This window comes from Pseudomonas aylmerensis (assembly GCF_001702265.1).
GTDB lineage: Bacteria > Pseudomonadota > Gammaproteobacteria > Pseudomonadales > Pseudomonadaceae > Aquipseudomonas > Aquipseudomonas aylmerensis.
Genome location: NZ_MAUE01000010.1, coordinates 38,544 through 59,796 on the forward strand (window position 1 = coordinate 38,544; position 21,253 = coordinate 59,796).

Genomic DNA, 21,253 nt, shown 5'->3' on the forward strand with positions numbered 1-21,253 from the left:
AGCATGAAGCATTTGTTCCCCAGCACCGCCCTCGCTTTTTTCATTGGTCTCGGCTTCGCGTCGATGTCGACCAATACGTTCGCAGCCAACAGCTGGGACAACCTTCAGCCTGATCGCGATGAGGTGATTGCCAGCCTCAACGTCGTCGAGTTGCTCAAGCGTCATCACTACAGCAAGCCGCCGCTTGACGATGCGCGCTCGGTGATCATCTACGACAGCTACCTCAAGCTGCTGGATCCGTCGCGCAGCTACTTCCTGGCCAGCGATATCGCTGAGTTCGACAAGTGGAAGACCCAGTTCGACGACTTCCTCAAGAGCGGCGACCTGCAGCCCGGCTTCACCATCTACAAGCGTTACCTGGACCGCGTCAAAGCGCGTCTGGACTTCGCCCTGGGTGAGTTGGACAAAGGTGTCGACAAGCTCGACTTCACCCAGAAGGAAACCCTTCTGGTGGATCGCAAGGACGCGCCTTGGCTGACCAGCACCGCCGCGCTCGACGACCTGTGGCGCAAACGCGTCAAGGACGAAGTGCTGCGCCTGAAGATCGCCGGCAAAGAGCCCAAGGCGATCCAGGAGCTGTTGACCAAGCGCTACAAGAATCAGCTGGCACGTCTGGACCAGACCCGTGCCGAAGATATCTTCCAGGCCTACATCAACACCTTCGCGATGTCCTACGATCCGCACACCAATTATCTGTCGCCAGATAACGCGGAAAATTTCGATATCAATATGAGTCTGTCGCTGGAAGGCATCGGTGCCGTCCTGCAAAGCGACAATGACCAGGTCAAGATCGTGCGCCTGGTGCCGGCAGGTCCGGCGGACAAGACCAAGCAAGTGGCCCCGGCCGACAAGATCATCGGTGTGGCCCAGGCCGACAAAGAGATGGTCGATGTGGTCGGCTGGCGCCTGGACGAAGTGGTCAAGCTGATCCGTGGGCCGAAAGGCAGCGTGGTGCGCCTGGAAGTGATTCCGCACACCAATGCACCGAACGACCAGACCAGCAAGATCGTGTCCATCACCCGTGAAGCGGTGAAGCTCGAAGACCAAGCCGTGCAGAAGAAAATCCTCAACCTCAAGCAGGATGGCAAGGATTACAAGCTGGGCGTGATTGAAATCCCGGCCTTCTACCTGGACTTCAAGGCCTTCCGTGCTGGCGATCCGGACTACAAGTCCACCACGCGCGACGTGAAGAAAATCCTCACGGAACTGCAGAAAGACAAAGTCGACGGCGTGGTCATCGACCTGCGCAACAACGGTGGCGGTTCCCTGCAGGAAGCCACCGAGCTGACCAGCCTGTTTATCGACAAGGGTCCGACCGTGTTGGTACGCAACGCTGACGGCCGTGTCGACGTGCTCGAAGATGAAAACCCGGGGGCCTTCTACAAAGGGCCGATGGCGCTGCTGGTCAACCGTCTCTCGGCCTCGGCCTCGGAGATTTTCGCCGGCGCCATGCAGGACTACCACCGTGCACTGATCATCGGCGGCCAGACCTTCGGCAAAGGCACCGTGCAGACCATTCAGCCGCTGAACCACGGCGAACTGAAACTGACCCTGGCCAAGTTCTACCGGGTTTCCGGGCAGAGCACCCAGCATCAGGGCGTGCTGCCGGACATTGATTTCCCGTCGATCATCGACACCAAGGAAATCGGCGAAAGCGCCCTGCCGGAAGCCATGCCGTGGGACACCATCCGTCCTGCGATCAAGCCGGCGTCCGATCCGTTCAAGCCGTTCCTGGCACAGCTCAAGGCTGACCACGACACCCGCTCCGCCAAGGATGCCGAGTTCGTGTTCATCCGCGACAAGCTGGCCCTGGCCAAGAAGCTGATGGAAGAAAAAACCGTCAGCCTCAACGAAGTGGATCGTCGCAAGCAGCACACCGACATCGAAAACCAGCAACTGGTACTGGAAAACATCCGCCGCAAGGCCAAGGGTGAAGATCCACTCAAGGAGCTGAAAAAAGAAGATGAAGATGCGCTGCCGGCCGAAGCCGAGAAAACCAAGCCGGAAGACGACGCTTACCTGGCCGAGACAGGCCGGATCCTGCTGGACTACCTGAAGATCACCAAGCAGGTAGCCAAGCAGTAAATGATGGCGATTTAATGTGATCGCTCCTTGGAGTGTCATCATATAGACATCATTCTGTCGTGAAATGAAGGACCGCAGGCGTCATGCCTGCGGTCCTTTTTTTTCGATCGAGATCGCCATGACCATGACCGAACAGCTGAATGCATTGGGCTCTATCCTGGCTCAAGGCAGTTTGCACAGCCTGTTCCAACCGATCATCTGCCTGTCTGAACGGCGCATTCTCGGCTACGAAGCCCTCAGTCGTGGCCCCTCGAACAGCCCCCTGCACTCCCCTGTCGCCCTGTTTTCGGTGGCCAGCCACGCGGGACGCCTCAGTGAACTGGAAATCGCATGCCGCGAAAGCGCGTGCCGACGCTTCAGTGAACAGAAGCTGCCGGGCAAGCTGTTTCTCAATATCTCGCCGGAATCCCTGATGGAAACCGCGCACCAACCAGGGCGCACCCTGCAACTGCTGCGCGACTTTGGCATCCCGCCGAGCCAGGTGGTGATCGAACTCACCGAGCAGACGCCCACCGACGACTTCGACCTGCTGCAGACCGCCCTGCACCATTACCGCAACATGGGTTTCGCCATCGCACTGGATGATTTGGGCGCCGGCTATTCCAGCCTGCGGCTGTGGTCGGAGCTGCGCCCGGACTACGTAAAGATCGACCGGCACTTTATCGACGGCATTCACCAGGATGCGCTCAAGCGCGAGTTTGTCGGCTCCATCCTGCAGATCGCCAGGGCCTCCCGCGCCCAGGTGATTGCCGAGGGCATCGAACTGGCGGAAGAGCTGGCTGTGCTGACGGAGATGGGCGTTGACCTGGTCCAGGGCTACCTGCTCTGCCGCCCGCAGGAACAGCCGCCGCAAGAGGCGCGCCTGATGCTGCCCAAGCCGGACAACGCCAACATCGCCCTCAGCGAAGAAGGCAGCGACCTCAGCGCGCTGCTCAACGAACAGCCGGCGGTGGACCAGGACACCGCCACCGCCCAGGTACTGGAGTCATTCCGCCGCCAGGCCAACCTCAACTCGCTGGCAGTGCTGGACGGGCGCGGCCACCCGGTCGGCATCGTGCATCGGCATTCGCTGTCGGATGCACTGCTCAAGCCGTTCGCCACCGACCTGTTTGCGCGCAAACCGATCAGCCGCTTGATGAGCGATGATTTTCTGGCGGTGGAGTTGAGCCAGTCGCTGCAACAGGTCAGCCGCCTGTTGACCAGCCGCGCGCGGCAGCGCATCGAGGAAGACTTCATCATCACCCTCAATGGCGACTATCTGGGGCTGGGCCGGGTGATCGATGTGCTCAAGCTGATCACCGAGCTGAAAATCCAGCAAGCGCGCTACGCCAACCCGCTGACCCTGCTGCCAGGCAACGTGCCGATCCAGCAATGCCTCACACGGTTGTTGCAGCAGCAGCGCGAGTCGGTGATCTGCTACGTGGACATCGACAGCTTCAAGCCCTTCAACGATATCTACGGTTATGGGCGTGGGGATGAGGTGTTGCTGTGCCTGGCGCAGTGCCTGAACGACCGGGTCGACCCGAGCCGCGACTTTGTCGGACACATTGGCGGGGATGATTTTTTGCTGGTGCTGGGGCCGCAGGATTGGCGCAAGCGTCTCAACCAGTTGCTGGATGATTTCCATACCCAATGCCGGCGTTTCTATCGCGCCGAGCACCTCGACGCTGGCTGCTTCGTGGCGTTGAATCGCCAGGGCGTGCGTCAGGAGTTCGCGTTGCTGTCACTGTCGATCGGCGTGGTGCACTTATATCCACAGGCCTGTGGACAACTCGATGCCAGCCAGTTGGCCGAGATGGCATCGCAAGCCAAACACCATGCCAAGGATGTGGCCGGCTACAGCATTCATGTGATCGACAGCATGGACATGCAGCCCCAGGCGCTTTAAGCCTCGGCGGATTCCGGGTACTCGTATTCAAACACCCGCACCACCTCCGAGGCGTGCCAGGAGGCCGCGGCCACCCCATCGGACGGCCCGCTGAACCGACCCAGGCGCTCCACGCATTCAAAAAAGCCGGTACGCGGCAGGCGGCTGGCGCCCTGGCTGATCACCAGTGAGCTGCGCAACGGCTGCTCGGCCTTGGCATCCAGCGCCGCCAGGTGTTCCAGGGCCGCGGCCAGGGTTTGCATGGCCGGCGTCGGGAATTGCAGGCGCTCCAGCAGCGCGCGGTAGGTCAGCAGATGGCGCTGGCGGCGCGCCTGGTCCAGTTCGTTGAGTAACCCATCCCAGTGTTGACGGCTGATACGTAAGCTCAAGATTCATCCCTCCAACCTGCAACGCCCAATTCCCAGGCCAGGCTGCGGCGAATCGCGGCATCCGGCTGGCGTTCACCACTTTCGATCAATCCAAGATACGAGGGGCTGATACCCACGGTGCGGGCCAGGGTCTCGATGGCCAGGCCCTTGGCCTCGCGCAAGCCGCGCAGGTCTGCGAGCGGGCGCAAATCCTCAGCGGGGGCGGCGTGGGCAGTAACAGCAGGAGGCGGTGCGGGATGTGGCTGACCGGCAGCTTTTAGCAGCGCCTGGTACTGGTCCCATGGCAAAACCGCGTATTCGGGCTCGCCATTGCGTGAAATTATCTGAATATCCATGACTGCCCCGTAGGATCACAACACTTACAGCGTAAGTTCTTTCCTTAGGAGTGTAATCCTAACAGCCACAAAGGTCGCAGGGGGATATCCGTATGATCAGTTTTTTTGCGGGTTTTCCTTGGCGAGCAAGGCAGGCGTGGCTGGCAGTCGCTCGACCACCGCGAGTTTTTCCGGACGCTGCGCGTCGCGCCAGGCGCGAAAGGCGCTCAACTCACCGTCGAGGGTCTTCATGACCCACGCCAGCACGGCGATGTCATCGAGCATGCCGAACACCGGAATGAAGTCCGGGATCGCATCGATTGGGCTGAGGAAGTACATCAACCCCGCTACCACCGAGATCAGTGCCTTGGGGCTGATCGCACGGTACTCGCCGCGCCAGTAGGCCAGGCACAGGGCCTGGAGCAACTTCAGATCATCCTTGAGCTTGCCCAGGCGATTACCCTGGCTCGAGCCCTTGGCGGCGACGGCGAACAGCAGGGTCGGCAAACGCCCACGACCAAGCAAGCGGGCGGCCATGGGCAAGAAGCGGGTGAAATTGAAGGGTGGTTTCATTCGTCACTCCAGTTCCAGGCGACTTAAAAGGTTATCCACACAAATTGTGGATAACCTTGTGAACAGAGCCTATTTTTCCGGCTGAAAGCCACGCAGTACAAGGCTTGCAGTCAGATCGGGCGTTTTTTGCGCACATTAAAAAAACCCAAGATTTCATTGACTTGGCGTAGATGTGCGGCTACCCGTACTCGAGTCTTATATCAGACTCCACGCCCCATCATGGGTTCGATCAGATTTCTGCAGGTACTGGCTTGCCAGCCATGAGTGTCAACGATTACGCCAGTATTCTGGAGAAAATGCAGTGGCTCAGCGCTTTTCGCCGACAAGCCGACTCCTACAGGGAAGCACGCGTTTTCCGAGGGCCAGAAACAACAACGCCCCGTCGAGACGGGGCGTTGAGTGTTCGGGTGCCGTTTACTTCTTGGCGGCAGGTGCTGCAGGGGCTTCAGCCTTGGCTGGGTCCTTGATGGCCAGCAGCTCCAGGTCGAATACCAGCACCGAGTTGGCTGGAATCGCTGGGCTCGGGCTCTGGGCGCCGTAGGCCAGGTCGGACGGGATGTACAGCTCGACCTTCTCGCCTACGTGCATCAGTTGCAGGCCTTCGACCCAACCCGGGATCACGCCGCTGACCGGCAGGTCAATCGGGCTACCGCGATCCACGGAGCTGTCAAAGGTGGTGCCGTTGGTGAGCTTGCCGGTGTAGTGCACAGTCACCACGTCAGTCGGCTTAGGCTGAGGGCCGTCGGCTTTCTTGGTGATCTTGTACTGCAGACCGGAAGCGGTGGTGACTACGCCGTCTTTCTTGGCATTGTCTTCGAGGAATTTCTTGCCGGCGGCTGCCGACTCTTCGCTCATCTTGGTCATGCGTTCTTCAGCACGCTTCTGCAGTGCGGCAAACGCTTCAACCAGCTCGTCGTCTTTGAGCTTCTGCTCTTTCTTGCCGACGGCATCTTCGATGCCCTGGGCTACCGCTTTGGAATCCAGGTCATCCATGCCTTCCTGGGCAAGGCTTTTGCCCATGTTCAGGCCGATACCGTAGGAAGCTTTCTGCGCCGGGGTTTTCAGCTCTACGCTGGTCTGCGAATCACAACCCGCAAGTACCAGGCTAACCAGGGCCACCGCCGCCGCCAACCGATGCTGTTTCATGCTATTTCCTTGTTCATGCGCCAAAAGGGCATTCGAATAAAGTCGCGAGCTTATCAGGCGGCCACGACCAATGGCTACCGGCATGTGAGCAGGAAACTTCCGATAAGTTCACGTGTTTAAAAGCATTTTCATTCATTATGGGGACCCGCGAAGGATCGTGGGACCGCCTACTACCAGGCTCATGGCCACTTGCCGCACTTATGGCGTAGTGGCATAACAACGCGACAACTCGACAAGGATAGTTATCTTGCGCATTTTTTCCCGTGTTTTACTGTTGATATTCATTGTGCTGGGGCTCGCCCTGGCCGTGGTGATCTATTACACCCTCAACCCCAGGCTGCCGGAATACGTGCCCGTGGAGAAGGTGCACTACCAGGATCAATGGAGTGCCGCCGACCGCCAGACCTACTACTTCACGCCCCAGGGCACCCAGGTCAAGGGCCTGCATTACAACTGGTTCACTGCCCTGGAACTGCCGTTTTCCGAACAACGCTTCGCCACGCCGGAGTACCTGGCGCGCTTCGGCTTCCTGGTCGATCCCAAACAGGTGCCCACCGCGCAAAACCCCGGCAACCTGCCGGTGGGGTTTGCCCGGCACACCAACGCCGGCAGCAGCGTTGAATACCTGGACATCACCTGCGCCGCCTGCCACACCGGCGAGCTGCACTTCAAGGGCCAGGCCCTGCGCATCGATGGCGGCTCGGCCCAGCATGTGCTGCCGTCCAGTGTGCCAACGTTGCGCGGCGGCAGTTTCGGCCAGGCCCTCGTCGCCAGCCTCGCGGCAACGTATTACAACCCGTGGAAGTTCGAGCGCTTCGCGCGCAAGGTGCTCGGCGATCAGTACGATGCCCAGCACAGCCAACTGCGCCAGGACTTCAAGCAGTCGCTGAACCAGTTCCTGAAAGTTGCCTGGAACGACACCCACCGCGGCCTCTACCCCACCGAAGAAGGCCCGGGCCGTACCGACGCGTTTGGTCGCATCGCCAATGCCAGCTTCGGCGACGCGATTTCGCCGGACAACTATCGCGTCGCCAATGCGCCGGTGGACTACCCGCACCTGTGGGATATCTGGACCTTCGACTGGGTGCAATGGAACGGCTCGGCGCAGCAGCCGATGGCGCGCAATATCGGCGAAGCCCTCGGTGTAGGCGCCACCCTGACCTTCTTCGACAGCGCCGGCCAACCGCTCCAGGGTGACGCGCGTTACCCATCGAGCGTGCGCGTACGCGACCTCAACCTGATCGAAGAAACCCTGCAACGGCTCAAACCGCCGACCTGGCCGGAAGACCTGTTCGGCGCCATCGACAAGCCTCTCGCGGCCCAGGGCCGCGCACTGTTCGCGGAAAACTGCGCCGGTTGCCATGTGCCAACCGTCACCCAGGAAAACGGCCGCCCGGTCCAGCAACTGAAAATGCTCCCGGTGGAGTACATCGGCACCGACCCCGGCACCGCCAGCAACATTGCCGACCAGCGCTATGACCTCAGCGCCCTGCAGTGGGACCCGGCGGAGCTGGCCAAGTTGAATGTCGAGCTGCACCCCACGCCGACCGAGCCACTGGACCTGAAAAAAATGTCCGTGGCCAAAGGCCTGGCCTACGTCACGGCGTTCGTTGAAGAGCACGCCTATCGCGCCGCCGGCGTCACCCCCGCCGAGCGCCCGCAGCTGGATGGCTATGGGCTGCCCATCGGCGTGCGTGAGCTGCGCGCCTACAAGGCCCGTCCGCTCGCCGGCGTGTGGGCCACCCCGCCGTTCCTGCACAACGGCTCGGTGCCGACAATCTACCAATTGCTCTCGCCCCAGGACGAGCGCAGCACCACCTTCTATAAAGGCACGTTCGACTATGACCCGCGTCACCTGGGCTTCCAGACCGCCGTGTTCAAGAACGCCTTCCTGTTCGATACAAAACTCACCGGCAACCACAACAGCGGTCACGAATTCCGTGCCGGCCAACGTGGCAACGGCGTTATCGGCCGCGGCTTGCTGCCGCAGGAACGCTGGGCGCTGCTGGAATACCTGAAAGTGCTGGGCGGCCCGCTGGAGCAACAACTGCCATGATTATCCGATCTCAATACGACCGACCTTCCCTGCTCTCCCGTCTCTGGCTGCGCCTCGGCGCGTGGCTTGGCAAGACCCTGCTGTGGCTGGTGGGCCTGGGCCTGCTCGGCTGGCTCGCCGCGACCGCCTGGTACGCCTGGCAGCACAGTGGCCCGGTCTCACCGAACGAGCAGGTCCCGCCAGATGAAGCGGCGATGACCCAGGGCATTATCCAGACAGCGGTGCGCATCGTTGACCAGCACCGCGAAGGCACGCGCTACCTGCGCGATGCCCACGCCAAGGCGCATGGCTGTGTGAAGGCCGAAGTCAGTGTGCTGGCGGACCTGGACCCGGCCTTGCGCCAGGGCGTATTCGCCGAGCCGGGCAAGACCTGGCAGGCGCTGATTCGGCTGTCCAACGGCAACGCCTACCCGCAGTTCGACAGCATCCGCGATGCCCGCGGCATGGCGCTGAAGTTGCTGGATGTGCCGGGCAAACAACTGCTGGCGGATCAGCAAAACCGCACAGAGCAGGACTTCGTGATGTTCAGCCACCCGAATTTCTTTGTCAGCGATGTGGCGGAATACGCGCAGAACATCGGCGCACAAGCGGATGGCAAGAAAGTCCTCGCGTTCTTCCCCAAGGTCGACCCGCGCAGTTGGCAGGTACGGCATCTGTTCATCGCCCTGGCGACCCTGGCACCCGCCCCTGCCAGCCCGACGCAGACCACCTACTTTTCGGTATCGCCCTACAAGTTCGGTGCGGCCAACGCCAAGTTCCGCGTGGCACCCGATCCGCAGGATTGCCCGGAATACGTGCTGCCCAAACAGAACCAGGATCTGCCCAACTTCCTGCGCAGCGCCTTGAGCCAACAGTTGTCCACCGACCGCGTGCCGGCGTGTTTCGTGCTGCAGATCCAGCGGCAGAACCCGCAGAAATTCATGCCGATCGAAGACACCAGTATCGAATGGCAGGAGAGTGATGCGCCCTATGAGAGCGTGGCCAAAGTGCGCATCCCGGCCCAGGATTTCGATACCCCCGAGCAGAACCTGGCGTGTGACAACCAGTCGTTCAACCCCTGGTTCGGTGTGGCCGAGCATCGCCCCATCGGCGGTATCAACCGCTTGCGCAAGGCGGTGTACGAAGCGGTCAGCGATTACCGTCACAGCCGCAACAACCCGTAAAGAGTGCGTAATAACGGGCCCGGCGCCGTAAGGATTGCGTCGGGTCTATTGAGCCATTTTCGGCGCGAAACTACCGTGGATGCCTACTCCATCACGTAGGCATTTTCCATGGAAAGCTCAACCCTCGGCATGCTCGTCCTGACCATAATCGCCGTGTTCGGCACCGCCTCATTTTGCTTCGAGCACTTGGCCACGCGCCAGACGCGCAAGAAAAAAGCCAAGTAGGCGTCAGGCTCGGGTATCGGGTACCGGATCGTTGATCACCAGTTCCTCGGGGATCTCGTCCACCCGTGGGTCGAGCACTGCAGCCATGGCCCCCATCGGATGTTCCGGCATGGCCACGTGGTGCAACGGCGCGCCTTCGACCCGATACTCGCCGGTGACCTGCTTGGGCTGTACACGCCAGATCAGCAGCAGCGCGCAGGCCGAAAACAGCATGTAGAACGCTCCGTGGCCGTAGCTGTTCATCAGTGCGCCGCTGAGCATCGGCCCCAGACAGGCGCCAATCCCGTGGGTCGCCAGCATCATCGCGCTCAAAGGCACGCGCCGCGGCTGTTCGACGTTGTCATTGGCCAGCGCTACCGCCAGCGGGTACAGCGTGAACAGCAGCAAACCGCTGAGGAAGCCGAACACCAGCAACAAGGCATACGGCAGTTGCACCAGCCCCCACAGCGGAATCACCACAAGCCCCAGGGCCAGGGCGCAGCTACGGATCAACCGGGACCGATCAATGCGATCCGACAGCCAGCCGATCGGCCACTGCCCGCACAGCCCGGCAAAGATCGACACCGCGACGAAGGTACTGGCCTGGGCCGTGCTCAGGCCATTGCGCGTGGCGAATACCGGAGCCAGCGCGTAAAAAGCGCCGATCATCAGGCCGGTGACGAACACGGTGGTCAGCGCCTGCGGCACCCGCCGCCAGAAAAAACCCACTTCCAGCGGCGCCGCCACCAGCTTGGCCGGGTGCAGACGCTTGGTCATGGTCACCGGCAGCAGGCACGCGGCAAAGCAGATCGCCACGATTACCAGCGGCTTGAAATCCAGCTCCGGGCGCCAGATCAATACGCCCTGCCCCAACATCAAGCCCAGGGACACCGCCACCATGTAGCCGGCAAACACCGCGCCGCGCTGGTTGTTTTCCGCCTGCTCGTTCAGCCAGCTTTCAATGACCATGTACTGGTTCATCATGACCAGGCCCATCACGAATCGCAGCACCAGCCAGAACGCCAACTGCTCGAACAGCACATGCAGCAGCACGATGATGGTAGCGACGCCTGCACACGCCACATACGAGCGCACATGCCCGACGCCCGCGATCATGCGGTGGCCGAACTTGGCCCCGCAGACCATGCCACCGTAGTACGCCGCCGTCAGCGCGCCGATCCACAGCTCGTTGATGCCCTGACTGCTCAAGCGCAGGCCGATAAAACTGAAAAACAGCCCGTTGCCGGTGAGCATCAGGATGGTCGCGCTGTACAGCGCGGGGAAGGTCAGGAAAGTCAGGTTCATGGTGGCAAGTCGAAGGTTAGAGGGTGTCGTTCATATGGCTGGCCTGGGCCAGCAACCATTGGCGAAAGCTGCGCGCAGCCGAGGGCAGGTTGCGGTGGTGCGGTTGCATCAGGTGCAGGCGACCCCGGCTGTGCATGGTTTGGGGCAAGGCCATCTGCAGGCGACCGGCAGCCAGTTCACCCATCAGCAAACTCTTCCAGCCCAGGGCCACGCCGTGGCCCATGACCGCCGATTGCATCAACAGTTGATAGCTGTTGGTGCGCAATGCATGACGCGGGGTGTGGTAATGGGCGCCGACATCGGCGAACCAGTCGGTCCAGGTCAGCCAGTCATGGGAGTGGTCCTCGACGATCAGCAACGTATGGGCATGCAGCAACTGTTGCACGTCGCTGATCGGGCCGTGACGCTCGATATAACCGGGACTGCACACCGCGATGACCTGCTCGCGCGCGAACACCGGCGACAGTTCCAGGTCGTGGGGTGGCGGCAGCTCATCGAGGTGATAGAACAGGCCCAGGTCATACTCGCTCACATCCAGATGATCAGGGCTTTCGCTGCACAGGATGCGGATATCCAGGTCCGGGTGTTCGCGCTGGAACTCCGGCAGCAGGCCGGCGAGCCAGATCGAACTGATAGTCGGCGTGCTGGCCAGGGTCAATTGGCGATCGGCGCCGCGCCGGCGCAACTCGGCGGACTCGCGGTCAAGTTCGCGCAACAGCCGCTGGACGGTCCGAAAGTAGCGAACCCCGGCGGGCGTCAGGCTCAATCCCAGCGCCAGTCGGTAGAACAACGGGCGCGCCAGGTCTTCTTCCAGACGCTTGATCTGGCGGCTGACCGCGCTCTGGGTCAGGTTCAGTTCATGGGCAGCCTGGGTAAAACTCAAATGACGGGCCGCCGCTTCGAACGTCTGCAGGCAGTTGAGGGGCGGAAGGTCGACGTTTCGGCGTGACATAAGCGGTTCCAATGGCAGAACGGGCCCGGGTTTGGCCGGGCCCGCAGAGATCACGTGGCCAGGCATCCTGCCAGTTGCTGACTCACAGCGCGACCCTGGCCACGCGCTTGCTCCATTGCCGACGGTGTTCCAACTGGCCGTTCTCCCAGGCCGTCTGCTCCGCCTCGACGTAGAACCACTCGGCATCGGCGTGCACGCTCAGGCGGCTTTCCACCTCCACCTCCCAGGCATCGCGGCCCACCCGATAGTGCCACTGGATATCGGCACGGGTGGACAGCGGGTCCCAGGGCAAGGTGCGATATTGCTCGGTGCAGCGCTGGTCCACGGACAGGCCGTGATCGGTAAAGCGCACGGCCCCCAGGTCGTCTTCGATCTTCACGCAGACTTCGCCACTGCCCACGTCTTCGATCAAGGTGCGTTTCGGCGCGGCGGCACGCAAGACTTCCAGGGCCGCCGGGGGTGCCGATTGTGGCGCCTCGAACGGGCAGTCCACCGCTTCGCCGACGAATACCGGCAGTTGCAGGCTTTGCACACCCGGCAGCAAGGTCAGCGTGGTCAGCTCGCGACTCGGCCACAGCAACGGGAAACTCGCGGTGCTCAGGGCCAGGCGCAAGCGATAGCCGGCCGGCAAACGCATGCCGATATGATCGAGGCTCAGCTGCACGTCCATCGCTTCACCCGGAACTACCGGTGTGACGTGGGAAAAGTCTTCGCGAAGAGTGAGATTAAGTACGGCATAACTGATCTGCGTGACCTGCCCATCCGGCGCCACCGCATTCAGGCGCGCGACCAATTGCCCACAGGTCGTATCGCTGGCCAGGCGCAACGTGAGGCGTACATCGCCCAACAGCGCCAAGGGTTCGGTCAGCGGCTGGGAGTCGAAGCACAGCGAATGGGCATCATCGCGACGCTGGTCCGTCGGCCCGTCGGGGCCAAACCAGATGGCGCAGTATTCACCCTGGTGCAAGCCAGTGGTCAACGGCGAACACACGCTGCGGGGCGCGGCCAATGCGTGATTGCCGGGCGTGAGGCCACGCTCGTCGAGACTGAAATCGCGCCACTGCACTTGCGGGTCCGGCCAGCCCGAGGTTTGCACCCAAATGCCGGGACGCTCGGCGTAACTGCCTTTGGGTGACAGAATATCCTGTAGGTAAAAGGTGCAGGCGGCAGTGTCCATCACGCCATTTTCGATACCTTTAAGCCAGTAATCCCACCAGCGCAGGGCTTCTTGCAGGAAGCCGATGGCCGGATTCGGCACGGCAAAATGCGGATACTTGTGAATCCACGGGCCAATCATGGCCTTCCTGGGGCCCGGCAGGTGCTCCATCAGGCGCGAGACCGTGTTGCGGTAAGCGTCGCCCCAGCCACCGACGGCGTACACCGCCGCCTTGATCTTCGAATAGTCCTCGCACACCGAACCGTGGCGCCAATAGTCATCGCGGGTCTGATGTTTCAGCCAGGTTTCGGCGAGCAGCGGCATGCCCTCCAGGCGCTGGTGCCAGAGGGTTTTCCAGGCGTCGCCCACCAGCAGGGGATCGGGCACCGCGGCGCTGAAGTTGAGCATGGTCGCGGCCCAGCCGAAGTTCTCCATCAGCAGGTTGCCGCCCTTGTAGTGGATGTCGTCGGCAAAGCGGTCATCGGTGGAGCACAAGGTGATGATCGCCTTCAACGCCTCTGGCTGGCGCGCTGCGACCTGCAGGCCGTTGAAGCCGCCCCACGAGATGCCCATCATGCCGACGCTGCCGTCGCACCAGGGTTGCCGGCACAACCAGTCGATCACTTCGAGGGCGTCGTCCTGCTCCTGCAGCAGGTATTCGTCGGCCATCAGGCCTTCGGATTCGCCGTTGCCACGCATGTCCACGCGCACACACACATAACCCTGGCCCGCCATCCACGGGTGGGTCAGCGCATCGCGCACGGCAGTGCCGTCGCGCTTGCGGTACGGCAGGTATTCCAGGATCGCCGGAAAGGTCTGCAAACCGGCGACTTCCGGCAGCCAGATGCGCGCGGCCAGTTGGGTGCCGTCCTTCAAGGGGATCAGGCAATGCTCGATTTCACGGACCTTGTAGGCAAACTCGGTAACGATTTCCATCGGTAGCTCCAAACGCGTTTATTGCAAACAAACGACTCCCCCGCGCCCGCCAGGGAGCGCGTGGGGAGGCACACAGTTTCATGAGTTAGCGGGCGTATGCCGCGACGGGGTCGGCGTCACGCACGTCGGGTTCGCTGACGGGCTGCTGGCGTTTCACCTCGAGTAACGCGGGGTTCTTCAGCCAGAAGATCAGCGAGGTACTGGCCAGCAGCACCAGGATCATCCCCGGTAGACCGCCGAGGTTGGAGAGCATCTTCACGCCGTCGATGCCGATGAAGGCGACCATCACCCACGACACCGTGCCGATAATCACCCCCCACACAATCTTCAATGTCGGGTTGCCGTCCAGGTCGGAATCGGCCGTCACGCCTTTGCTGCACAGGTTGGCGATCACATCGGTGCTGGAGTCTGCGGCGGTGACGAAGGAGATGAACGCCACGAACAGCAGAAACGCGACCATCAAGGCGCTGGCCGGCAATTGCTGGAACATCTGGTACAGCACATGCTCCACGCCCTGCTCGTTCAGCACGCGGTTGAGGCTGCCGTCGCCCAGGGCGTCGAAGTACAGGCTGGTGCCGGAGAAAATGCAGATCCACACCGCGGTGAACAACGCCGGGTACAGCATGTTGATATGAATGAATTCGCGCACGGTGTAGCCGCGGCCGATCTTGCCGAGGAACAGCGCACTCACCGGTGCCCAGGCAAACCACACCGACCAGTAGAACACGGTCCAGCTCTGCGGCCAGGTATCGCCGCTGGCGGCGCCGGTGAACAGGCTGCGGCTGAAGAAGGTGTCGAGGTAGATGCCCAGGGACTCGACGCCCAGGCTGAACATGTACAGGGTCGGTCCGCACAACAGCACGAACAGCCCCAGGGCCAGCATGATCCAGGTGTTGAACGACGACAGCATCACAATGCCGCGCTGCAGGCCGCTGGCGGCCGAGGCGACAAAGGTGATGACAATGATCGCGATGATGATCGCCAGGCGCAGGGGTGTGGTTTCGCCGCCGATGTACTGGCTCAGGCCACCCGACAAGGTCAGCGCGCCAGTGCCCAGGGACGAAGCCATGCCGGCCACCAGGGCAAACATCGCCAGGGTGTCGATCAACCCGGCATATCGCTTGACCCGCGCCTCGCCCAGCAGCGGCTCGAGCATGGCACCAATCGAGAAGTTGCCGCGGCGGTTGTAGAACACCAGCGCGAACACCAGCGAGGGCACCAGGTAGATGGCGTAGGGGGTGATGGTCCAGTGCAGGAACATCGTCGACATGGCAAAGCTTTTGGCCGCGCCGCTGCCTGCTTCGATGGGCAGGCTGGTGGGGGGGCCGTAGAGGTGATAGAGCGGTTCAGCGGTGGTCCAGAACAACACACCGACCGCCAGGGTGGTGCACAGCGCCACCATGAACCAGCGCCACTTGCTCAGCAGGGGCTGGGCATCTTCGCCGCCGATACGCACCCTGCCCAGCGGCGACAGGTAGACAATCGCAGTCAACACCACCATGGCGAACGAGCCGGCGCTGAACAACCAGGAGAAGTTGTTCAGGATCAGGCTGTTGAGCTGTTTGCTGACCGTCAGGAACGCATTCAGGTCAATGTAGCTGGCGATCACTGCCGCCAGCAGGATCAGGAACGTTGGCCAGAACACCAACGGACGCAGTGGATATTTCATCAAGTGCCATTCCCCTTGCAGACTATTTTTATCGCCTTGACAGGCCATTGTTAGAGAGCGGGCACCACAGCGTCCTGCTGCGGTAGCTCGCCTGGAAGTCTTCGCGTGGCTATAGATAACCGTTTAAGCGGCAGGAGGCGCAATCGACCAATGGGCATGGGGGTATTCCGCCACGTCATGGCGTACCCACCGTTCAGGATGACCCTGCAGTGCACATGGCAAGGTGATGGGAGGTCAAATCGCAGGCAAAAAAAAGCCCGCTCAATGAGCGGGCTTCTTGTGGCGACCTGGCGTTCAGTGTTCCAGATTGCCGAATATGGCGCAGCGGACGGGACTCGAACCCGCGACCCCCGGCGTGACAGGCCGGTATTCTAACCGACTGAACTACCGCTGCGCGTAACACTTGAAGCGAATGGTGGGTGATGACGGGATCGAACCGCCGACCCTCTGCTTGTAAGGCAGATGCTCTCCCAGCTGAGCTAATCACCCTTCGTTTCGGTGTGGGCGCATCATACACCAAAAAATCGTAATGTCTTGATTTAAATGCAATTTATTTAAAAAAAGTTTAAATCACGCTTTTTTGCCATATTTCGGGCAGAAAAAAGCCCGCTCAATGAGCGGGCTTTCTGTGGCGACCTGGCGTTCAGCGTTCCAGGTTACCGAATATGGCGCAGCGGACGGGACTCGAACCCGCGACCCCCGGCGTGACAGGCCGGTATTCTAACCGACTGAACTACCGCTGCGCGTAACACTTGAAGCGAATGGTGGGTGATGACGGGATCGAACCGCCGACCCTCTGCTTGTAAGGCAGATGCTCTCCCAGCTGAGCTAATCACCCTTCGTTTCGGTGTGGCGCGCATTCTACGGAGCGACCCTGGGTCTGGCAAGCACTTTCTTAAATCTTTTTTTTGAGGCCTTCCAATGGCTTAGGCAGGGTTGGCCTCAGGCGATATCAAGAGAATAATGCCCCCCTTTGTATAAAGGAGAGACTCACCCCATGTGGTTCAAGAACCTGCTTATCTATCGCCTGACCCAAGATCTGCCTGTTGATGCCGAGGCGTTGGAAGCGGCAATGGCCACCAAGCTGGCGCGCCCTTGTGCAAGCCAGGAGTTGACCACTTACGGTTTCGTCGCGCCTTTCGGTAAAGGCGAAGACGCTCCTCTGGTTCACGTCAGCGGTGACTTCCTGCTGATTGCCGCGCGCAAGGAAGAACGCATCCTGCCGGGCAGCGTGGTGCGTGACGCGCTGAAAGAGAAAGTCGAAGAGATCGAGGCCGAGCAAATGCGCAAGGTCTATAAAAAGGAACGCGACCAGATCAAGGATGAAATCATCCAGGCCTTCCTGCCCCGCGCCTTTATCCGTCGCTCGTCGACCTTCGCCGCCATCGCGCCGAAACAGGGCCTGATCCTGGTCAACTCGGCCAGCCCGAAACGTGCCGAAGACCTGCTCTCGACCCTGCGTGAAGTCATCGGCACCCTGCCGGTACGTCCACTCACCGTGAAGACCGCACCGACCGCAATCATGACCGACTGGGTCACTACCCAGAAACCGGCCGATGATTTCTTCGTCCTCGACGAATGCGAACTGCGCGATACCCACGAAGACGGCGGCATCGTGCGCTGCAAGCGCCAGGACCTGACCGGCGAGGAAATCCAGCTGCACCTCACCACCGGCAAAGTCGTGACCCAACTGTCGCTGGCCTGGCAGGACAAGCTGTCCTTCATGCTCGACGACAAGATGACCGTCAAGCGCCTGAAGTTCGAAGACCTGCTGCAAGACCAGGCGGAACAGGACGGCGGTGAAGAAGCCCTGGGCCAACTGGATGCAAGCTTTACCCTGATGATGCTGACGTTTGGCGACTTCCTGCCGGCGCTGGTGGAAGCACTCGGCGGCGAAGAGACTCCACAAGGCATCTAAAGCCATGTGAAGATCAAAATGTGGGAGCGGGCTTGCTCGCGAAGGCGGTGGATCAGTCAGCAGATGGATTGACTGGCACACCGCCTTCGCGAGCAAGCCCGCTCCCACGTCTGATCGCATTTGTACTTCCGACTTCTAATAACAAGGACATCCCCATGCGCGCACTCGCTGCCTTGAGCCGCTTCGTCGGCAACACCTTCGCCTACTGGGTGTTGATTTTCGCCGTCGTGGCCTTCCTCGAACCCAGCTGGTTCATTGGCCTGAAAAGCGCCATCGTCCCGCTGCTGGGCCTGGTGATGTTCGGCATGGGGCTGACCCTCAAACTCGAAGACTTCGCCGAGGTCGCACGACACCCATGGCGCGTGGCACTGGGCGTGGTCGCGCACTTTGTAATCATGCCGGGCGTGGCCTGGCTGCTGTGCCAGGCTTTCCACCTGCCACCGGAAATTGCCGTCGGCGTGATCCTGGTCGGCTGCTGCCCGAGCGGCACTTCGTCCAACGTGATGACCTGGCTGGCTCGTGGCGACCTGGCGCTGTCGGTGGCCATCGCCGCCGTCACCACCCTCCTCGCCCCGCTGCTCACGCCGGCGCTGATCTGGCTGTTGGCGTCGGCCTGGCTGCCGGTGTCGTTCATGGAGTTGTTCTGGTCGATCCTGCAAGTGGTGCTGCTGCCGATCGTACTCGGTGTGGTCGCGCAACGCCTGCTCGGCGAGCGGGTGCGCCACGCCGTAGAGGTGCTGCCGCTGGTGTCGGTGGTGAGCATCGTGATCATCGTCGCGGCAGTGGTGGCGGCCAGCCAGGCGAAGATCGCCGAGTCGGGCCTGCTGATCATGGCAGTAGTGATGCTGCACAACAGCTTCGGTTACCTGCTGGGCTACTTCACCGGTCGCCTGTTCAAACTGCCATTGGCGCAACGCAAGTCGTTGGCGCTGGAAGTCGGCATGCAGAATTCCGGGCTGGGCGCTGCATTGGCCAGCGCACACTTTTCGCCGTTGGCGGCGGTACCGAGCGCGCTGTTCAGCGTCTGGCACAATATTTCCGGGGCATTGCTCTCGACGTATTTCCGCCGCATGAGCGAGAAGGAAGACCGCCGCGCGCTGGAGAACACGCCGCAAACTTGATCGCCTGATCAATTTTCGGCACTCTACCGAGCTTCGCGGGGACGACCCCGCGACGCTATCGAGGCGCATACTCCGGGGACGACCCCGCCTATAAAAGCGAGGTCATCATGTCCTGGATCATTCTGTTTTTTGCCGGTTTGTTTGAAGTCGGCTGGGCCGTCGGCTTGAAGTACACCGACGGTTTCAGCAAGCCACTGCCGACCGCCCTGACCATTGCCGCCATGGCCATCAGCCTCGGCCTGCTGGGCCTGGCCATGAAGGAACTGCCATTGGGCACCGCCTACGCCATCTGGACCGGCGTGGGTGCGGTGGGCACGGTGATCGCCGGGATTATCCTGTTCGGGGAATCCATGGCGCTGTTCCGACTGGCCAGCGTGGCGTTGATCATCTGCGGACTGATTGGTCTCAAGATCAGCACATGACCCCTTGCGGCGATAGCGCCTGAACGGGCGCCATCGCCGGCAAGCCGTGTTCCTACAGGACCGTGCCGCGCAGTTGCGTGACCTTCTCCTGCAACTGCGCCGGCGTCGCCGACTCGACCGATACCGGCTCACCTGCCACCAACACCACCCGCGACCAGATGCGATGGAACCAGCCCTTGTTCGGATCGCGGCTGAAGAAACTCCCCCACAACCCCTGCAGCGCCATCGGAATCACCGGCACTGGCGTCTCTTCCAGAATGCGCGTCACGCCACCACGGAACTCATTCATCTCACCGTCGCTGGTCAATTTGCCTTCCGGGAAAATGCACACCAACTCCCCGTCCTGCAGGTACTGCGCAAACCGCGTGAAGGCCTTTTCGTAGATCTGGATATCTTCGTTGCGCCCGGCGATCGGAATCGCCCCGGCCGTGCGAAAGATAAAGTTCAGCACCGGCAAGCGGTAGATCTTGTAGTACATGACAAAGCGAATCGGCCGACGTACCGCGCCGCCGATCAACAGTGCATCGACAAACGAGACGTGGTTGCACACCAGCAACGCCGCGCCCTCGTCCGGAATCAGATCAAGGTTGCGATGCTCCACGCGGTACATGGAATGGCTGAGCAGCCAGATCATGAACCGCATGGTGAACTCGGGGACGATCCTGAAGATGTAGGTGTTGACCGCGATGTTGAGCAGCGACACCACCAGGAACAGTTCGGGGATCGACAGCTTGGCCACGCTCAGCAGCAGGATCGACACGATCGCCGAGACCACCATGAACAGCGCGTTGAGAATGTTGTTGGCGGCGATCACCCGCGCCCGCTCATTCTCGGCGGTACGCGACTGGATCAGCGCGTACAGCGGCACGATGTAAAAGCCGCCGAACACACCCAGGCCGAGGATATCGAACAACACCCACCAGGCCTGCCCATAGCTCAACACCGCCAGCCAGTCATTGGCCTGCACATTCTGTGGGAAGCCGCCGGAGTGCCACCACAGCAACAGGCCGAACACGGTCAGGCCAAACGAGCCGAACGGTACCAGGCCAATTTCCACCTTACGGCCCGAGAGTTTTTCACAGAGCATCGAACCGAGGGCGATGCCCACCGAGAACACGGTCAGGATCAGCGTGACCACGGTTTCGTCGCCGTACAGCCACTCCTTGGCGTAGGCCGGAATCTGCGTCAGGTAAATCGCACCGACGAACCAGAACCACGAGTTGCCCACGATCGAGCGCGACACTGCCGGGGTCTGGCCCAGGCCGAGGCGCAAAGTTGCCCAGGATTCGCTGAAGATATTCCAGTTCAACCGCAACTGCGGGGTCGAAGCCGCCGCGCGCGGGATGCTGCGGCTGGCGAGGTAACCGAGTACCGCCACACCGACAATCGCCACCGACACCACCGGCGCGTAATGGGTGGACGACATCATGATCCCGGCACCAATGGTACCGGCCAGAATCGCCAGGAACGTGCCCATTTCCACCAGGCCGTTGCCGCCCACCAGCTCATCGTCATGCAGCGCCTGGGGCATGATCGAGTACTTCACCGGCCCGAACAGCGCCGAGTGCGTGCCCATGGCAAACAGCGCCAGCAGCATCAGTTCCAGGTGATTGAACAGGAAACCCGTGGCGCCGACGGCCATGATCACGATCTCGCCGATCTTGATCGCGCGGATCAACGCATCCTTGTTGAATTTTTCGCCAAACTGCCCGGCCAGCGCCGAGAACAGAAAGAACGGCAGGATGAACAACAGCGCACACAGGTTGACCCAGATGGCCCGATCGCCGTCGATGGTGAGCTTGTACAGAATGGCCAGGATCAGCGATTGCTTGAAGATGTTGTCGTTGAACGCGCCCAACAACTGGGTGATGAAGAACGGCAGGAAGCGCCGTGTGCGCAGCAAGGTGAATTGCGAGGGGTGGCTCATCGTCCGTGTTCCTGCGTGGCCTGTTATAGATTCAGGCCACGACTTTACCT

16 protein-coding genes and 4 tRNA genes are annotated in these 21,253 nt (G+C 61.2%); 7 read left to right on the plus strand and 13 right to left on the minus strand.

Features of this window, described 5'->3' with window-relative positions; genetic code table 11:
- The first annotated feature begins 3 nt into the window (after nt 1-3).
- Nucleotides 4-2,085, plus strand: coding sequence for a carboxy terminal-processing peptidase (locus BBG20_RS06320; protein WP_226939950.1), 2,082 nt, complete (start codon nt 4-6; stop codon nt 2,083-2,085).
- A 118-nt stretch (nt 2,086-2,203) separates the two neighbouring features.
- Nucleotides 2,204-3,973, plus strand: a complete 1,770-nt coding sequence (locus BBG20_RS06325; RefSeq protein WP_065901923.1) for a bifunctional diguanylate cyclase/phosphodiesterase — start codon at nt 2,204-2,206, stop codon at nt 3,971-3,973.
- Here BBG20_RS06325 and BBG20_RS06330 read toward each other — a convergent pair.
- From BBG20_RS06330 to BBG20_RS06345, 4 genes are all read right to left on the minus strand, one after another.
- Nucleotides 3,970-4,341, minus strand: a complete 372-nt coding sequence (locus tag BBG20_RS06330) for a hypothetical protein (protein ID WP_005786715.1) — start codon at nt 4,339-4,341, stop codon at nt 3,970-3,972. The genes BBG20_RS06325 and BBG20_RS06330 overlap by 4 nt on opposite strands.
- Entirely contained in the window at nt 4,338-4,676 is a 339-nt protein-coding gene (locus BBG20_RS06335; protein WP_065901358.1) for a helix-turn-helix domain-containing protein, read from the minus strand. The genes BBG20_RS06330 and BBG20_RS06335 overlap by 4 nt, the downstream gene beginning before the upstream one ends.
- A gap of 96 nt (nt 4,677-4,772) precedes the next feature.
- Nucleotides 4,773-5,228, minus strand: coding sequence for a YkvA family protein (locus BBG20_RS06340; RefSeq protein WP_065901361.1), 456 nt, complete (start codon nt 5,226-5,228; stop codon nt 4,773-4,775).
- 414 nt (nt 5,229-5,642) lie between these two features.
- Nucleotides 5,643-6,374 (minus strand): FKBP-type peptidyl-prolyl cis-trans isomerase, encoded by a 732-nt coding sequence (locus BBG20_RS06345; RefSeq protein ID WP_012723274.1) that lies wholly within the window; start codon nt 6,372-6,374, stop codon nt 5,643-5,645.
- A gap of 247 nt (nt 6,375-6,621) precedes the next feature.
- On the opposite strand from BBG20_RS06345, the gene BBG20_RS06350 reads away from it, so the two are divergent.
- Together BBG20_RS06350 and BBG20_RS06355 are read left to right on the plus strand one after the other, a co-directional pair.
- Nucleotides 6,622-8,430, plus strand: coding sequence for a di-heme-cytochrome C peroxidase (locus BBG20_RS06350; RefSeq protein ID WP_065901364.1), 1,809 nt, complete (start codon nt 6,622-6,624; stop codon nt 8,428-8,430).
- On the plus strand, nt 8,427-9,593 hold the full coding sequence (locus BBG20_RS06355) for a catalase family protein (protein WP_065901371.1): 1,167 nt from the start codon (nt 8,427-8,429) through the stop codon (nt 9,591-9,593). Before BBG20_RS06350 ends, BBG20_RS06355 begins: the two co-directional genes overlap by 4 nt.
- 228 nt (nt 9,594-9,821) lie before the next feature.
- Here BBG20_RS06355 and BBG20_RS06360 read toward each other — a convergent pair whose 3' ends face one another.
- The 8 genes from BBG20_RS06360 to BBG20_RS06395 form a co-directional block, all read right to left on the minus strand.
- Entirely contained in the window at nt 9,822-11,102 is a 1,281-nt protein-coding gene (locus tag BBG20_RS06360; RefSeq protein ID WP_065901376.1) for an MFS transporter, read from the minus strand.
- Nucleotides 11,103-11,118: 16 nt separating this feature from the next.
- A complete protein-coding gene (locus BBG20_RS06365; RefSeq protein ID WP_065901379.1) occupies nt 11,119-12,054 on the minus strand; it encodes a LysR substrate-binding domain-containing protein in 936 nt (311 codons plus the stop codon).
- 82 nt (nt 12,055-12,136) lie between these two features.
- Nucleotides 12,137-14,146, minus strand: coding sequence for a CocE/NonD family hydrolase (locus BBG20_RS06370; RefSeq protein ID WP_065901382.1), 2,010 nt, complete (start codon nt 14,144-14,146; stop codon nt 12,137-12,139).
- Between the two features lie 85 nt (nt 14,147-14,231).
- Nucleotides 14,232-15,815, minus strand: coding sequence for a BCCT family transporter (locus BBG20_RS06375; protein ID WP_065901386.1), 1,584 nt, complete (start codon nt 15,813-15,815; stop codon nt 14,232-14,234).
- A 317-nt stretch (nt 15,816-16,132) separates the two neighbouring features.
- Nucleotides 16,133-16,209 (minus strand) — tRNA-Asp (locus BBG20_RS06380).
- Nucleotides 16,210-16,228: 19 nt separating this feature from the next.
- Nucleotides 16,229-16,304, minus strand: a tRNA-Val gene (locus BBG20_RS06385).
- A gap of 177 nt (nt 16,305-16,481) precedes the next feature.
- Nucleotides 16,482-16,558, minus strand: a tRNA-Asp gene (locus BBG20_RS06390).
- Between the two features lie 19 nt (nt 16,559-16,577).
- Nucleotides 16,578-16,653, minus strand: a tRNA-Val gene (locus BBG20_RS06395).
- 159 nt (nt 16,654-16,812) lie between these two features.
- Between BBG20_RS06395 and rdgC the strand changes: the two genes are divergently transcribed.
- The 3 genes from rdgC to sugE all read left to right on the plus strand — a co-directional run bounded on the left by rdgC (nt 16,813) and on the right by sugE (nt 19,276).
- Complete coding sequence (gene rdgC, locus BBG20_RS06400) at nt 16,813-17,733, plus strand: recombination-associated protein RdgC (protein WP_065901389.1); 921 nt, start codon at nt 16,813-16,815, stop codon at nt 17,731-17,733.
- Nucleotides 17,734-17,888: 155 nt separating this feature from the next.
- Entirely contained in the window at nt 17,889-18,854 is a 966-nt protein-coding gene (locus tag BBG20_RS06405) for a bile acid:sodium symporter family protein (RefSeq protein WP_065901396.1), read from the plus strand.
- Nucleotides 18,855-18,961: 107 nt separating this feature from the next.
- Complete coding sequence (sugE, locus tag BBG20_RS06410) at nt 18,962-19,276, plus strand: quaternary ammonium compound efflux SMR transporter SugE (protein WP_003237114.1); 315 nt, start codon at nt 18,962-18,964, stop codon at nt 19,274-19,276.
- Between the two features lie 52 nt (nt 19,277-19,328).
- On the opposite strand, the gene BBG20_RS06415 is transcribed toward sugE, so the two are convergent.
- On the minus strand, nt 19,329-21,203 hold the full coding sequence (locus BBG20_RS06415; RefSeq protein ID WP_065901399.1) for an MFS transporter: 1,875 nt from the start codon (nt 21,201-21,203) through the stop codon (nt 19,329-19,331).
- Between the last annotated feature and the right edge of the window lie 50 nt (nt 21,204-21,253).